The organism is Ruminococcus bicirculans (ex Wegman et al. 2014) (assembly GCF_000723465.1).
Classification (GTDB): Bacteria; Bacillota; Clostridia; order Oscillospirales; family Ruminococcaceae; genus Hominimerdicola; species Hominimerdicola aceti.
The window spans coordinates 1,815,370-1,829,448 of sequence record NZ_HF545616.1; the positions used below are offsets into that span (position 1 = coordinate 1,815,370).

Here is a 14,079-nt window from a genome sequence, read left to right on the forward strand (position 1 = left end):
CACCTCCCTCATTCTGTATAAATTTGCACTTATTTGCACAAGCTATCCGCAGACTGAGAGGAAATGCGGAAAGCCCTTTAAACAAGCCTTGTAAAATATTTTACCACATTTCAAAAGAAATTGCAAGGGGGTTTACTGAAAAAAATATAGAAATTTTGCGGTCTAAATTGTAGGAACACACAAAAACTTACACGATATCACAGAAAGGTGAATAAAATGAGCATTAGAACGGATATGGCGGCTGAGAGCTTTTCTCAGGCAGGCGGTGCGGAAAAGCTTCAGGGAGTGAAAGTCAAAAACAAGGTTATTGAAAACGCTAGGCTTAAGGTAACGGACATCACCATAGAAACACAGGAAGCCGCCGAAAAGCTTGGCAGACCTGTCGGCAGATACATCACCCTTACTGCCACAGATTCAACATTCGATATGTACAGCGACAGTTTTCGTGAGCGTGCAGAAGTCATAGCAAAAGCCATAAGGGAGCTTTGCGGTGGATGTGAACGTTTTTTGGCAGTAGGGCTTGGGAACTATGCCCTGACTTCCGACGCTGTTGGCCCTCTTACCGCTGAAAAGATCTTCGCTACCCGTCACATAAAAAGCCTTGCAAAAGAGCTTGATACTGACGATCTGGGCGAGGTCACAGTGATACAGACAGGAGTGCTTGGAAACACGGGAATAGAATCCTCAGAGCAGGTAAAAGCTATCGCAGAGCGTGTAAGACCGCAGGCTGTCATTGCCGTTGACGCACTGGCTTGCAGCGAACTTTCAAATCTTGGCAGGACAATACAGCTTTGCAACACCGGCATTTCTCCGGGAAGCGGAGTCGAAAACGCGCGAAAAGAGCTTTCGCTTTCGACCCTCGGGGTAAAGTGCATTGCCATAGGCGTGCCAACGGTCATAGACCTTTGCACTGCCGCACAGCACATTTTCGGTCAGACCGCACCTGAAAGCTCCGAAAACATCATGGTCGCTCCGAAAACTGCTGACAAACTTTCGGAAAACTGCGCAAAGCTCATTGCAATGGGCATAAACCGTGCCGTTCACCCTGCCCTGTCGCAAGAGGACATCCAAACTCTCACCTGCTGACAAAAGACAGGTGATACAGTAATGTAAAACCTGTATACAACAATTGTAAACTTTTTATTAATATGTATGAGTGAAATTGCGAAAACGTTTTCTGAAAACGAATACTCACACAAATTCAACACACCTTTGTCATAATCAACAAAAACGCTTGAGCTTTATATTGCAAAATGCTGATTGACTAAATTTAAACTTTTTGTTATCATTAGTAAGGACGAAAAATAAGCGTTATGGCAAGCGTTGTCGGGTAACAATGCTTGTCGATCGTAACAGATGAACGTTTTGGGTAAGGAACATTCGTCTATTATCAAGGAGGTTACTATAATGAAAATGGCAAAGAGAATTTTCGCTGCTGCTTGTGCGCTTTCACTGGCTTGCAGCATGGCTGCTTGCGGCAGCTCATCAAGTGACAGCTCATCTTCCAAGAAGGAAGCTAAGGCTATGACAGATGATCAGAAGGAGCAGGTAAATGCACTTCAGGATAAGCTCCCTGACATCGAGCTTTCAAACAAGACTATCAAGTGGATGGCTCACTATGACATCAACCCTAGTGATGGTAAGTCAGAATCGCCTGCTATCTCACTTTTCCAGACTAAGTACGGTGGAAAGATCGAGTACGTTCAGACAACTTGGGATAACAGATATACTGATCTTGCTAAGGCAGTTATGGCTAACGACTCACCTGACTTCTTCCCTGTTGACGACATGGACGCATTCCCTAAGGGTGCTATCAAGGCCATGTTCGAGCCTATCGACGATGTAGTTGATTTCAGCTCAGACATCTGGTCATCATCACAGACACTTAACGATTCATTCGTATTCAACGGCAAGCACTATGTAGCTGCTATCGACGTAAGACCACAGTATGTTTGTACATACAACACAAAGACAATATCAGACTTTGGCTATGACGATCCTGCTGAGCTTTACGCTAATGACGAGTGGACATGGAGCAAGTTCACAGAGATGTGCCTTGACTTTGCAGACTCTGAAGCTGACAGATATGCTCTTGATGGTTACTGGTACGGCAAGGCTCTTAACGATACTTGCGGTTATCCACTTATCGGTCTTGAGGACGGCAAGCTTGTAAACAACATGGGCAAGGCTGAAGTTGGTACAGTTCAGGATCTTATGTACAACCTTGAGAAGAACAACGTTGTATTCGACAGATCAAGCAACAACTGGAAGACAAGAGGTGACGGAGCTAACGGTGAAGGTCTTGGTTCACAGCTCACACTGTTCATTCCTATCGGCACATGGGCTCTCGAGGATACTCCTGAAAAGACTAAGACATTCGGAAGCGTCAAGGACGGCGAGGTTATGTTCGTTCCAATGCCAAGAATGGACGATTCTGACAAGTACTATGTATCTACAGGCGTAAACGGCTATCTCCTCTGCAAGAACGCTCCAAACCCAGACGGCTTCAATGCGTTCGTAAACTGCTGCAAGGTTGCAAACTCTGAGGTACAGAACATCACAGAAGAACAGCTCAAGAACGACTACGGCTGGACAGACGATATGATCGAGATGCGTAAGACAATTTACGATCTGGCTAGACAGAATCCTGTATTTGACTTCCAGGACGGCGTATCTGCTGAGCTTTCAACACTTATGCAGACAGTAAACCAGGCTACAATGGTAACAGGCGGCGGAGCTACCACATGGACAGAGTGCGTTGCTGAGAACCAGAAGGCTGTTGATTACATCATCAAGGAAGCAAACGCTAACGTTGCTGAATAATTCAGTATTTTCAAGCGGGACGTTCATTCGTCCCGCTTTTTTATTGCCTTTGTATTTGTCACGAATTTGTTAAATATATTTGTACGCAAAATGCACAATATAAAATACATAAATTTGTGCAAGAATTTTACGGATTTTTATGTACAAATCACAAAAAATATGCTATAATAAATACACGTTAAAAAGAATATATCAAAGAAGGGAGATATGTTTTATGAGATCGATTATTACTATCAGCCGTGAATTTGGCAGCGGAGGACGTGAAATAGGCAAGAAGCTTGCTGATGATCTGGGCATACCTTTCTATGATAAAGAGCTTTTGGAAATGGCTTCAAAAGAGAGCGGTATATGTCAGGAGCTTTTTGTTAAGAATGATGAGTCCTATACCAACAGCTTTCTTTTCTCACTGGTCATGGGTAATTACCCTGTAAGTGCAGACGGCAGGATCAATCCTGATATGCCGCTGAATCACAAGATATTCTTGGCTCAGTTTGAAACTATCAAGAACATTGCAAAGAAGGGTCCTTGTGTTATTGTAGGACGTTGTGCTGACTATGTTCTGAAAAATGAGCCTAATATTATCGACTTCTTCATTTCCGGCAACACTGCCGAAAAGAAAAAGCGTATCCTTGAGAGATACGATATTGAAAAAAACAAAGCTGAGGACTTTATCCGCAAGACTGATAAGCGGAGAGCTTCATACTATAATTATTACACCGACATGAAATGGGGCGAAGCAAAGAACTATGACCTTTGTATCAACTCGTCCAAAACAGGCGTTGACGGTGCTATCAAGCTTATGAAGGCTTATATCGAAATAAAAGAAGCCAACGCTGATAAATAGGAATTTTTCGTTTTAATTCATTTTACTTTCCTTACTACGAAAGAGGGCTGACCATAGGGTCGGTCCTTTTCCGTTTTATGAGAAGTTTTATTACTCTAGCTTAAACAAAGTGTAACCAATATGTTATTGACAATAACAAGCAAATATATTATACTGTATAAAAGGGCAGAAGTCCGTTAAAAAAATAAAAAATACTGCAAAAGGAGAAACAGAAAATGGCTGAAATAAAAGTTATCACTATCGGCAGACATTATTGCGCAGGCGGTTCGACTATCGGTAAGCTTGTGGCTGAAAAGCTTGGTATCCCATGCTATGACAGAGAGATAATCGACATGGCGGCACAAAAAAGCGGCATTGCAATGAGCGAAATACAAAAATACGAGGAAGCCGCTCTGAGCATTCTCAAAACACCTATAAATCTGTTTTCAAAGGAGAAAGAGTATCCTATAACAGAGAAGATATTCGCCGCTGAAACAGAGGTAATAATGGAGCTTGTTTCAAAGGGAAACTGCGTTATCGTGGGCAGATGTGCAGATTTTATACTGAAAAACAAAGTCAAGACGCTGAATGTCTTCATTAATGCAAGCTTTGAGAAGCGTCAGGAGTGCGCAATTGAGAAGCACAACATCTCCGAGGACGAGGTAGAAGCAAGGCTCAAAAAGTATGACAAAAAACGTGCCGACTATTACAACTCCAACACCAACAAAAAGTGGGGAGATATTTCAAGCTATGATATGTGCCTTGACAGCGGCAGGCTTGGCTACGAAATGTGCGCCGAGATAATTGCTGACACTGTGAAGCTTTCAAGGGAGAAATAGGGGCAATATTTTATTGGGAGCGATAAAAAATGTCAAAGGATAAGGAAGTCAAGACTAACGCCATGCGTATTCTTGACAGAAATAAGGTAAAATACAAGGTCAACACATACGAGTGCGACGAGTTTATCGACGGCATACACATTGCAGATATGCTCGGTCAGCCATATGAAAGCTCGTTCAAGACACTTGTGACAGTGGGTAAAAGCGGAAATTACTATGTTTTCGCTATCCCTATCGCAGAGGAGCTTGACATGAAAAAGGCGGCAAAGTCTGTGGGCGAAAAGTCGGTGGAGATGCTCCATGTGAAGGATATAAACTCTGTTACGGGCTACATTCGTGGTGGCTGTACACCCCTTGGCATGAAAAAACAGTACATGACTGTAGTTGACAGCTCTGCAGAGCAGTTTGAGGAGATAATCATAAGCGGCGGACGTATCGGGTCGCAGATAATGCTTTCTCCGAAAGACCTTATCAAGGTCACAAGGGGTAAATTCGAGAGCATAACAATGAGTGAATAAACAAAAAAAGAGAGCCGCTTGGCTCTCTTTTATTTTGCATTTATGTTGATATATTCGGGCTTTGTCTTTGAGTACATTATTTTCTGGCTGGAATAAAGTCCGTAATAGCCCGAAAGCATATAGCTTACTCCGCAGGCAACCGCAAAAAGCACAAGCCCACTTCCGCCGAAAAGCTCATAGCTGAGAAGTATGGAAGCCACAGGGCAGTTCACAACGCCACAGAAAAGTGCCACAAGACCTATAGCCGCACCGAATGATGGGTCAAGCCCCAAAAAGCCTGCGGCTGTACAGCCGAAAGTTGCTCCGATAAAGAAGGTCGGGACTATCTCACCGCCCTTGAAGCCTGTATTTATAGTTATGGCGGTGAAAAGCATTTTCAGGGCAAAGGCTTCTGGGTGCGCCTTGCCTTTCTCTAAAGCCGCAACGATAACGTCTACGCCTGCTCCGTTGTAATCCCTTGTACCTACAAGCAAAGTCAATGCAATGATCACAACGCCACCTACACCTATCCTGAGATAGGTGTTAGGCAGATACATCTGAAATCTTGAATGTGAAAACTCCATTACCATGCAAAGGAGTATGGATATCACCGCACAAAGAGCCGCAAGCGCCGCTATCTGGGTCACAGACACAAGGGAAAGCCTTGGTATGCCTGTTATGTTGAACTTTGTTGGCGCAAGCCCTGCCAACAGCGATATTTTATATGCGATAAGAGAGGAAGCTATGCAAGGCACAAGACCCACATAGTATATAACGCCCACGCTTATTACTTCCATAGCAAAAAAAGTCGCAGTCAAAGGCGTGCCGAAAAGTGCGGCAAACACTGCACTCATTCCGCACATTATCACAAGGCTGGAATCTTTTTCGTCAAGCTTTAAAAGCTCGCCTGCCTTTGCGCCAATGCTTCCGCCAAGCTGCAAAGCCGCACCCTCACGTCCTGCCGAACCGCCCGTAAGGTGGGTGAGTACGGTGCCTAGAAAGATGAGAGGCGCCATAAGCAGCGGCACTTTGATGTTTCCACGAACAGAACTGATGATAAGATTTGTACCGGTCTCCTCGTTCACCTTGCAGACACGATAGCTGAAAATGATAAACAGACCTGCCAACGGCATGAGATACAATGTCCAGCTATGACACTCACGGAAGCCTGTGGCAAAGTTTACCGCCATATGGAACAGCGAGCCGACTATTCCCCCTATTACACCCACTGCGCAGGCGATAAAGACCCACTTTGCAAAGGCTATGGAGAATTTTTTCACCGTCCGCATTTTGCTTTTTATAAACTCACTGCTTATTTTTCTCACCCCTTTTTACAGAAAAACAACGGGCGACATATGCCGCCCGAAATACTTGAAATACAGCCCCACAATAATGGGACGTCGCATTTCTGTGAAACAGAAATTCAGCCGTTCCACTACAAGATAATATGCTAAATTATACCTCAGCGATTACCTCTACCTCAACGAGAACGTCCTTTGGAAGCTCTTTTGCGGCAACGCATGAACGTGCAGGCTTTGATGTAAAATACTCGCCGTAAACTCCGTTAAATGCACCGAAATCTGACATATTCTTAAGGAAGCATACTGTCTTTACAGCCTTGCCGATAGATGTTCCTGCGGCTTCAAGAACGTTTGTGAGGTTCTTGCAAACCTGATGTGTCTGCTCCTCGATAGTTGTTGCCTCAACGTTGCCTGTTGCAGGATTGATTGCTATCTGACCTGATGTGAAAACAAGGTTTCCTACCTTCATTGCCTGTGAATATGGACCGATCGCGTCCGGTGCGTTCTTTGTGTAAACAACTTCTGCCATTTTTATCTACTCCTGTCTTAAAATTACTTATTGACTATCTTAAAGCCTGCGGCTGTAAGAGCCTGTCTTATCTCTCTGATATGATCAAAGTTTCTTGTTTCAAGAACAAGTCTGAGCAGGCAGTCTGTGATATCGCTGTCCTCGCTTGCTCTCTCGTGGTGAACAGAAACAACGTTTCCGCCAAGCTTTGAAATTATCTCTGAAACATCTCTAAGCTGACCAGGTCTGTCCTCAAGCTGGATAGTAAGAGTATCAGATCTGCCAGACTTGAGCAGACCTCTCTTGATAACTCTTGAAAGGATAGTTACGTCTATATTTCCGCCTGAAACAAGACATACAACCTTTTTGCCCTTGATGTCAGGTATCTTATTAAACATTACTGCGGCAACAGGTGTTGCGCCTGCGCCCTCTGAAACGAGCTTTTGCTTCTCGATAAGGTGGAGGATAGCTGATGATATCTCGTCGTCTGAAACTGTAACAACGCCGTCAACATACTTACTGCAATACTCAAAGGTATGCTCGCCAGGCTCTTTTACCTTGATTCCGTCTGCGATAGTGTGAACGCTTTCAAGGCACTCTATCTTGCCGTCTTTAAGTGAATTTACCATTGAAGGTGCGCCTTCAGCCTGAACGCCGTATACTCTAACGCTTGGCTTGAGCTGTTTTACAGTGAATGCAACACCTGAGATAAGTCCGCCGCCGCCAACAGGAACAACGATAACGTCTGCGTCAGCCACCTGACTTAGTATCTCCAGACCGATAGTTCCCTGACCTGCGATAACATTTTCGTCATCGAACGGGTGAATAAATGTATAGCCGTTAGCGTCACGAAGCTCGATAGCCTTTGCATAAGCGTCATCATAAACGCCAGGCACAAGACATACCTCAGCGCCATAGCCCTTGGTTGCCTCTACCTTTGAGATAGGTGCGCCGTCAGGAAGACAGATGATAGACTTTATACCGTTCTTTGTTGCGGCGAGAGCAACGCCCTGTGCGTGGTTTCCTGCTGAGCAGGCGATAACACCGTGTGACTTTTCCTCGTCTGAAAGCTGTGATATCTTATAATAAGCTCCTCTTACCTTGAAAGAACCTGTTACCTGAAGATTTTCTGTTTTCAGATAAACGTCACAATCAGGGTTTACCTTTGGCGCATGGATACACGCTGTTGGTCTGATGACCTCTTTAAGCACGTTTGAAGCGTCAAAAACCTTATCCAATGTAAGCATAAAAAACAACCTCTTTTTTCTATGTAATAAAAAAAAGCCCTCGCCTGACTAGAGGCGAAGACATAATATCTCCGTGTTACCACTCTGATTGCAGACCATAAGCCTGCCACTCATATCTCTTTCTAACGGTGAGAAACCGTATCCGCTTAACACATCTGCTTAGGCGGATCAGCTCAGAGATGATCCTGACGGCGTTATCCCTGCGGACTTTCACCAAACGTCCGCTCTCTGCGAAGTATTCGCACCGTCACCTTTCTCGTCACAGCCTTTACGATATTCAATACAATCATTATATCACCATAAATATGAATTGTCAACAGCAATAAAATGAATTTTTCTCTAAGACATTATACAAAAAATAAAAACCCGCACGAGCGTGCAGGTTTTTATTCATTAAGGAAGTATAGAAAAAATATATGAAGAAAACAATCATGAAGTCTTTTTAACTGTCGGTCTTTCCTTTCCGACTGTAATAATATTACCACTGCAATGTGATAGAATTATGTGCAAAGAGAGTGCATTTGCAAAAATATCACCTTTTGTTTGCGTAATGCACAACGATATGACGAAGCTTCCCTGTGGTCATATCCCTGCCCTTTATATCCGCTCCGTTGTGGCTCATAAGCTCAGCGCAGACTATGCCGTCGGTACTGCACCTGAAAACCTCGTGTCCGTCACACACCACCACAAGCTTTTCACTATCAACAGATATTCCGCCTGTTCTTCCGATAACATTTTCCTCTGCGCCCTCACGCTCCACCACATAGGAAACTCGTTTCCCATGATAGCGTTCAAGCTCTTTCAAGGGCGTACCTTTATTTTTTCTGAAAAGTCCCATTTTACGCTCCTGTATCAATTATCTGCTATATTATTATCATTTCCTGCACAAAGCTGCCTTGCGGAGACGATAACGTCAAGCGACTCGCCCACCGACTGCAAAAAGGCTGACAGCAACCCAAGCTGGTCAACGCTCAAACCCTCGCCAAGATAATTTGCAAATGCCGCAGCCATTATATTAAGCTGCTGACCGCAGCACGATCCCCGGTTTTCCACTGATACCGCCCTTTCCTGCTCACAACGTTTCTCTGTCATAATATGCGTCAGAAGAATAATACGTTCGCATATGCAGATAATAAGGGCATATTCTGAAAGGGGTCAAACACCTATGAACATCACTCACACCATACTTGCCACAGTCGGCTCTATAATCGTTATGTTTGCCATATCAAAGCTTCTTGGCAACAAGCAGATATCACAGCTCACGCTTTTTGACTACATCAACGGCATCACCATAGGCTCTATCGCCTCTGAAATGGCTGTTTCGCAGGAAATGGACGAGCTTATAGTGCCTGTTATCGCAATGGTGCTTTACGGACTGACAGGCTTTCTGTTGTCGGTGCTTACGATGAAGTCTATCCACTGCCGACATTTTCTTTCGGGCAAACCTATCCTGCTTATTGAAAAAGGCAAAATATATCCCGAAAACCTTAAGACCGCCAAGCTTGATGTGAACGATCTGCTTTCAAGGGCAAGAACGTCAGGCTATTTCGACATCTCGAAGATATACTACGCTATTCTGGAAACCAACGGCACTATCTCTTTCATGGAACGTGCCGCAGAAGCACCTCTCACTCCAAAAGACTTAGGATATGAGAAGCAGGACGAAAAGCTTTGCACCGACCTTATCCTTGACGGCGTTATTATGGAGGACAACCTGAAATACGCAGGCAAGGAGATAAAATGGCTCACCAACGAAATAAAAAAGCAAGGCTGTTCATCACCTGACAAGGTCTTTCTCTGCATAGTTGACGGAAACGACAGGGTGACAGTGTTCCCGAAAACTCAGGAGAGCAACAAGAAGATCTACTTCGACTGAACCTTCTTCAAAAACTCGTGCAGCTCCTCTGCAAGCCTGCTCACAGGCAGACCAACAACGTTATAAAAGTCCCCGTCTATCTTTTCCACAAGAAGTGCTCCAAGCCCTTGTATGCCGTAAGCCCCCGCCTTATCCATAGGCTCGCCGCTTTTCACATAGGCTTTTATCTCCTCGTCGGAAAGCTCTCTGAAAGTCACTGCGGTATCAACGGAAAAGCTACTGTAACGACAGCCTCTGCCAAGGGTAACGCCTGTTACAACATGATGAGTCTTGCCTGACAGCATTTTTAACATTCTTATGGCATCAGCTTCGTCCACAGGCTTACCGAGAACTTCCCCATCGCATATTACAACAGTGTCACAGCCGATAACAACGCTCAGGTCATAGACCGAAGCGATACATCTGCATTTTATCCCTGAAAGATACTCAGGGGCAAGCTCTGGTGTAACGTCCTCTGGTATTTTTTCGTCACAATCTGAGGGGATAACCCTGAAATTCTCACACATCAATGACAGCAGTTCTTTTCTTCTTGGCGACGCTGAAGCAAGTATAACATCATAATCCATAAGCTCGCTTGAAATATTCACTGACATAAAGATCTTCCTTTACTTCTTTTACTTCTTACTCAAAAAGGCAACGCACTTATTATCCTGCGCTGCCTTAGTTTTTTTATTACAACTTCATTCCGCACTCTGAGCAGAACTTAACGCCTGCCGGCTCTTTGTGGCCGCACTGAGAGCAGAATACAAAACTGCTGTTTGCAGGCTCTTGCACCGGAGCTTCTGCTATCACCGGAGCAGGCTGTGGCATTGGTGCAGGCTGAGGTGCTGTTTCAGGCTGTGGGATAGGTGCAGCAGTCTGTGCCACAGCAGGCTCAGGGATAGGAGCGGCTGTCTGAACATTCTGCTGAGCAGGATTGCCATAAACAGGATTAGCCTGTGGCTGATTATAAGCAGGTGAAACAGGGTGATTATGATAGCCCTGACTGTTTTGTATAACAGGCTGTGCGCCCATTGGAACTGCACCGCCCTGAGCAGGCTGCTGATAAACAGGCTGAGCCATTTCAGGCTGTTTTGTTCCGCAGTTAGGGCAGAACGCCATATTCACTGGTATCTCGTGACCACAGCCGGAACAAAGTTTCATTCCTCTGATAGTAAGAAGCTGTTCATTAAGATTTTTCAGTTCTTCAAGAGTTGCGTCTATCTGAGCAATAAGGTTTTTCACCTCCGGCTCTTCTATCTTGTCAGCCATTCTGAGCTTGACATATCTGCCTATCTCGGTATACTTATCGTTTATAAAGGCAAGCTTTGCGTCTATCTGTGCCTTTACTGCATTTTCAGGTGTATTCTTAGGTGAAAAAAATCCCATTTTTATTCTCCCTTTCGGTTATAATATTTCTTCTGTATTTTGCTCTATGGTGATATTATCCTCAGGCTGAACGTCAAACGAAGTTGTTGTAGTATCAGGTGCTTCTATAGCAGGAGCGGTGGTAACAGTGCCGTTCTCGGTCGGCTGAGTCTGTGCAGGCTCACTGTCCTCTTTGCTGTCGCCTGAAGCGTTTCCGCCCTCGTCAACTATCTCTGAATCCTTTATCTCCTTATCTATCTCGTCCTGCGACATCTGACCTCTCTTTACAGCTTTGTCATTTACAGCCGACAGACCAAGATAGCAATTCACATAATAGTGAGTAAGTATCTGATCGTATGTATAGCCAGCCTCGGCATAATAGCAAGCGCCCCACTGCGACATTCCAACGCCGTGACCCCAGCCATAGGACTTGAAAGTGAACACACCGTCCTTATAGCTTATCTCCATGGCGTTCGATTTCACATCAAAGAGGTTGCAGAGCATGATACCTGTTATCCTGGCTTCACTGCCATCATAGGTACAGCTCGTATGACCGTCGATAGTCACTCCGCTTATATACTTTCCGCTGAAAGCAGAGTCTATTTTAAACCAGTTCTTCACGTCGTCGGAAAGCTTTATATCAGTTTGGCTCTCGATACGCTCCTTGACCTCGTCTTTTGTATATGTAGCTTCAATGCCCCAGTTAGGATCTTTATTGTCAAACTCGCTCTTTACACGCTTGAGATACGGGTAAGAAACGCCCCATATATCCTCACTGGTGGTAGAATAACCTGCTGTTGAAGCAGAATAAACTGCATTTATGATATTGCCGTTATACATAACGGTCTGACCCTCAACGGCATTTACACATCTTTCTATCTTTGAAGAATATCCGCTTTTAAGCCCCACCGTAGGTATAGCACCGATAGAATCGTTAAATCTGACCCATGTATAAGCCGCCACGGCCTGCGCCTTTATGGCTTCCTCGCCCCACTCACCGCCTATCTCGCTGTTGACTATCTGACAGAGCAGTTCATGACCATTAAGAGTGACGATATTTCCTGAGATTATATCGTTGACAGTATAATACTCATCAGCGACGCTTCTTGTATCTGTAAAGTTAGCAGGGTCGTTCTTTATATCGTAATACTCGCCCTTATCCTCAGGCATTTCCACAGTAAACTCACTGGCTGAAGCCTTTTTCTTTGTGGTCTTTGCCTGCTTTTTCTGCTGAACATAAGACATATCATACTTATCCACAGAGGACTTTTTGAACTTCACAAAGTCATAGACCTCAGTAGCGGCAGTGGTCTTAACGCTTTGAGCTTCAACGTTTTTGACCTGCACCGCAGGGGCTTTTTCTGCGCCCACGCTTTTATTATCCAGCAGCAGCTCACCGCATATACCAACGGCAGTTATGCTCATTACTGCTGCGCAGACATTTGCACATATCTTTTTTGTCATCAAATTCATCGTCAAGACACTGTCCTTACCTTCAAGCGGTCACACCGCAAAACATTCCCAATGGCAGCAAAATACTCACTGCATACCTAAATAATAGTTTATCAAATACTGAAAAAAAGTCAAGACAAAGCTAAGTTTCGTCCTGACTTTTCAGCATAATATACAATTTTACATCTACAATATCGGCACTTTAGCCAAAAACTTCAAATATTACTTGAAGTATCTCTGACCATCAAGCTCCATGCAGAATGTGAGTGATTCAAACCAAGACGCTGTGCTTCCACCGCAATACTGTGGAGCGTAGTAATAAACTGCACCGTTTGAATTATCCTCGCCGTTCAGCGCTCTCTTTGCACAATCAATAGTGTTCTGAGTTGGCTTGTTTCTGCCGCTGTAATAGCCGTTTATTGCAGTGAACTGATTTGGCGCTGTAAGAACGTCGCTTATAGAGCTTCCAAATCTACCTGTTTTCACTCTGTTGATAATAACATTTGCAACAGCGATCTTGCTCTGCTCTGAACAGTTTCCTACCTCGCCCTGAAGAACGTAGCAAAGCATATCAAATTCTTCATCTGTATAGCTTATAACAGAACTGTTCGAGTTTGCTGTTGTTGCTTTCTTTGTTTCTGTCTTTTTTGTTTCAGACTTTGTTGTCTTAGCCTTTGTTGTCGTAGTCTTTTTTGTTTCAGACTTCTTAGCTGCTGTTGTAGTTTCGGACTTCGCAGCGGAAGTTGTTGTTACCTCTGCCTTTTTAAGATAGTCCTTCATTACATATCCGCTGTAGTCGCCGTATGTAACCTTATACCAACCGTCGCTTGTTTCAGCCGTAACGATAACTTCCTCGTCTGCTGCAACGATAGCTTCTATCTCTGAGTTCTTGTCAGCCTTTTCTCTGACGTTCACGATCTCAGTTGCGACCATTGTTACGTTATTGACCTTTGTTTCTTTTGCTGCATTTTTAGTAGTTTCTGTCTTTTTTGTTGTAGTGGCTTTGGCGGAAGTTGTTGTCTCGGACTCTGCCTGTGCCATTTTATACTCGCTGATACCCGCTTTTCTCCATGTAACGGTGTTCATTGAAGTATAGGTCTCATCTCTCTCAGTTTCTGCTTCTGTCACAGAAGTGGTCTTAGTGTTGGTTATTGCAGCTTTTGTGTCCTTCTGAGCCTCGTTGTTGCCGCTTGTAAGTGCAAAGATACTTACTGTACCTATCATCAGCACTGCCAGCGCACCGCTGCCCAGCATTGTTCCTACTTTCCTGACCGACGGCTTAGCTGTTCGCTTTATGCTGTCTTCAGTTTTTTTCTGCTTCATTTTAATCACATTACCCTTTCCGACCGTCTGCACGCAAACCGTC

Annotated in this window: 15 protein-coding genes and 1 other annotated feature; of the genes, 6 read left to right on the top strand and 9 right to left on the bottom strand. The window is 44.4% G+C overall.

Annotated elements, in window-relative coordinates:
- Nucleotides 1–216: 216 nt before the first annotated feature.
- From gpr to ybaK, 5 genes are all read left to right on the top strand, one after another.
- Nucleotides 217–1,086, top strand: a complete 870-nt coding sequence (gene gpr / locus RBI_RS08400) for a GPR endopeptidase (protein ID WP_038672300.1) — start codon at nucleotides 217–219, stop codon at nucleotides 1,084–1,086.
- 321 nt (nucleotides 1,087–1,407) lie between these two features.
- Nucleotides 1,408–2,823 (top strand): ABC transporter substrate-binding protein, encoded by a 1,416-nt coding sequence (locus RBI_RS08405; protein WP_038672302.1) that lies wholly within the window; start codon nucleotides 1,408–1,410, stop codon nucleotides 2,821–2,823.
- Nucleotides 2,824–3,037: 214 nt separating this feature from the next.
- Nucleotides 3,038–3,667, top strand: a complete 630-nt coding sequence (locus RBI_RS08410) for an AAA family ATPase (RefSeq protein WP_022287628.1) — start codon at nucleotides 3,038–3,040, stop codon at nucleotides 3,665–3,667.
- Between the two features lie 215 nt (nucleotides 3,668–3,882).
- Entirely contained in the window at nucleotides 3,883–4,485 is a 603-nt protein-coding gene (locus RBI_RS08415) for an AAA family ATPase (RefSeq protein ID WP_022287627.1), read from the top strand.
- A 29-nt stretch (nucleotides 4,486–4,514) separates the two neighbouring features.
- Entirely contained in the window at nucleotides 4,515–5,003 is a 489-nt protein-coding gene (gene ybaK, locus RBI_RS08420) for a Cys-tRNA(Pro) deacylase (RefSeq protein ID WP_022287626.1), read from the top strand.
- Between the two features lie 29 nt (nucleotides 5,004–5,032).
- Here ybaK and RBI_RS08425 read toward each other — a convergent pair whose 3' ends face one another.
- The 5 genes from RBI_RS08425 to RBI_RS08445 all read right to left on the bottom strand — a co-directional run bounded on the left by RBI_RS08425 (nucleotide 5,033) and on the right by RBI_RS08445 (nucleotide 9,130).
- Nucleotides 5,033–6,271, bottom strand: a complete 1,239-nt coding sequence (locus RBI_RS08425) for a chloride channel protein (protein ID WP_051706822.1) — start codon at nucleotides 6,269–6,271, stop codon at nucleotides 5,033–5,035.
- Nucleotides 6,272–6,437: 166 nt separating this feature from the next.
- On the bottom strand, nucleotides 6,438–6,812 hold the full coding sequence (locus RBI_RS08430) for a RidA family protein (RefSeq protein WP_022287624.1): 375 nt from the start codon (nucleotides 6,810–6,812) through the stop codon (nucleotides 6,438–6,440).
- A gap of 23 nt (nucleotides 6,813–6,835) precedes the next feature.
- On the bottom strand, nucleotides 6,836–8,038 hold the full coding sequence (gene ilvA / locus RBI_RS08435) for a threonine ammonia-lyase (RefSeq protein ID WP_022287623.1): 1,203 nt from the start codon (nucleotides 8,036–8,038) through the stop codon (nucleotides 6,836–6,838).
- Between the two features lie 47 nt (nucleotides 8,039–8,085).
- Nucleotides 8,086–8,310: a binding site (T-box leader), on the bottom strand.
- A gap of 260 nt (nucleotides 8,311–8,570) precedes the next feature.
- Complete coding sequence (locus RBI_RS08440) at nucleotides 8,571–8,876, bottom strand: hypothetical protein (RefSeq protein ID WP_022287622.1); 306 nt, start codon at nucleotides 8,874–8,876, stop codon at nucleotides 8,571–8,573.
- Between the two features lie 14 nt (nucleotides 8,877–8,890).
- Nucleotides 8,891–9,130, bottom strand: coding sequence for a hypothetical protein (locus RBI_RS08445; protein WP_038672306.1), 240 nt, complete (start codon nucleotides 9,128–9,130; stop codon nucleotides 8,891–8,893).
- Nucleotides 9,131–9,203: 73 nt separating this feature from the next.
- Between RBI_RS08445 and RBI_RS08450 the strand changes: the two genes are divergently transcribed.
- Complete coding sequence (locus tag RBI_RS08450) at nucleotides 9,204–9,914, top strand: DUF421 domain-containing protein (protein WP_038672308.1); 711 nt, start codon at nucleotides 9,204–9,206, stop codon at nucleotides 9,912–9,914.
- Here RBI_RS08450 and RBI_RS08455 read toward each other — a convergent pair.
- The 4 genes from RBI_RS08455 to RBI_RS08470 all read right to left on the bottom strand — a co-directional run bounded on the left by RBI_RS08455 (nucleotide 9,902) and on the right by RBI_RS08470 (nucleotide 14,036).
- Nucleotides 9,902–10,507, bottom strand: a complete 606-nt coding sequence (locus RBI_RS08455; RefSeq protein ID WP_051706693.1) for a Maf family protein — start codon at nucleotides 10,505–10,507, stop codon at nucleotides 9,902–9,904. The genes RBI_RS08450 and RBI_RS08455 overlap by 13 nt on opposite strands.
- Before the next feature lie 79 nt (nucleotides 10,508–10,586).
- Nucleotides 10,587–11,282, bottom strand: a complete 696-nt coding sequence (locus RBI_RS08460) for a zinc-ribbon domain-containing protein (protein ID WP_022287618.1) — start codon at nucleotides 11,280–11,282, stop codon at nucleotides 10,587–10,589.
- Nucleotides 11,283–11,300: 18 nt separating this feature from the next.
- Nucleotides 11,301–12,734, bottom strand: coding sequence for a SpoIID/LytB domain-containing protein (locus RBI_RS08465; RefSeq protein WP_051706695.1), 1,434 nt, complete (start codon nucleotides 12,732–12,734; stop codon nucleotides 11,301–11,303).
- A gap of 201 nt (nucleotides 12,735–12,935) precedes the next feature.
- Nucleotides 12,936–14,036, bottom strand: a complete 1,101-nt coding sequence (locus tag RBI_RS08470; RefSeq protein ID WP_038673385.1) for a cell wall hydrolase — start codon at nucleotides 14,034–14,036, stop codon at nucleotides 12,936–12,938.
- Nucleotides 14,037–14,079: the final 43 nt, after the last annotated feature.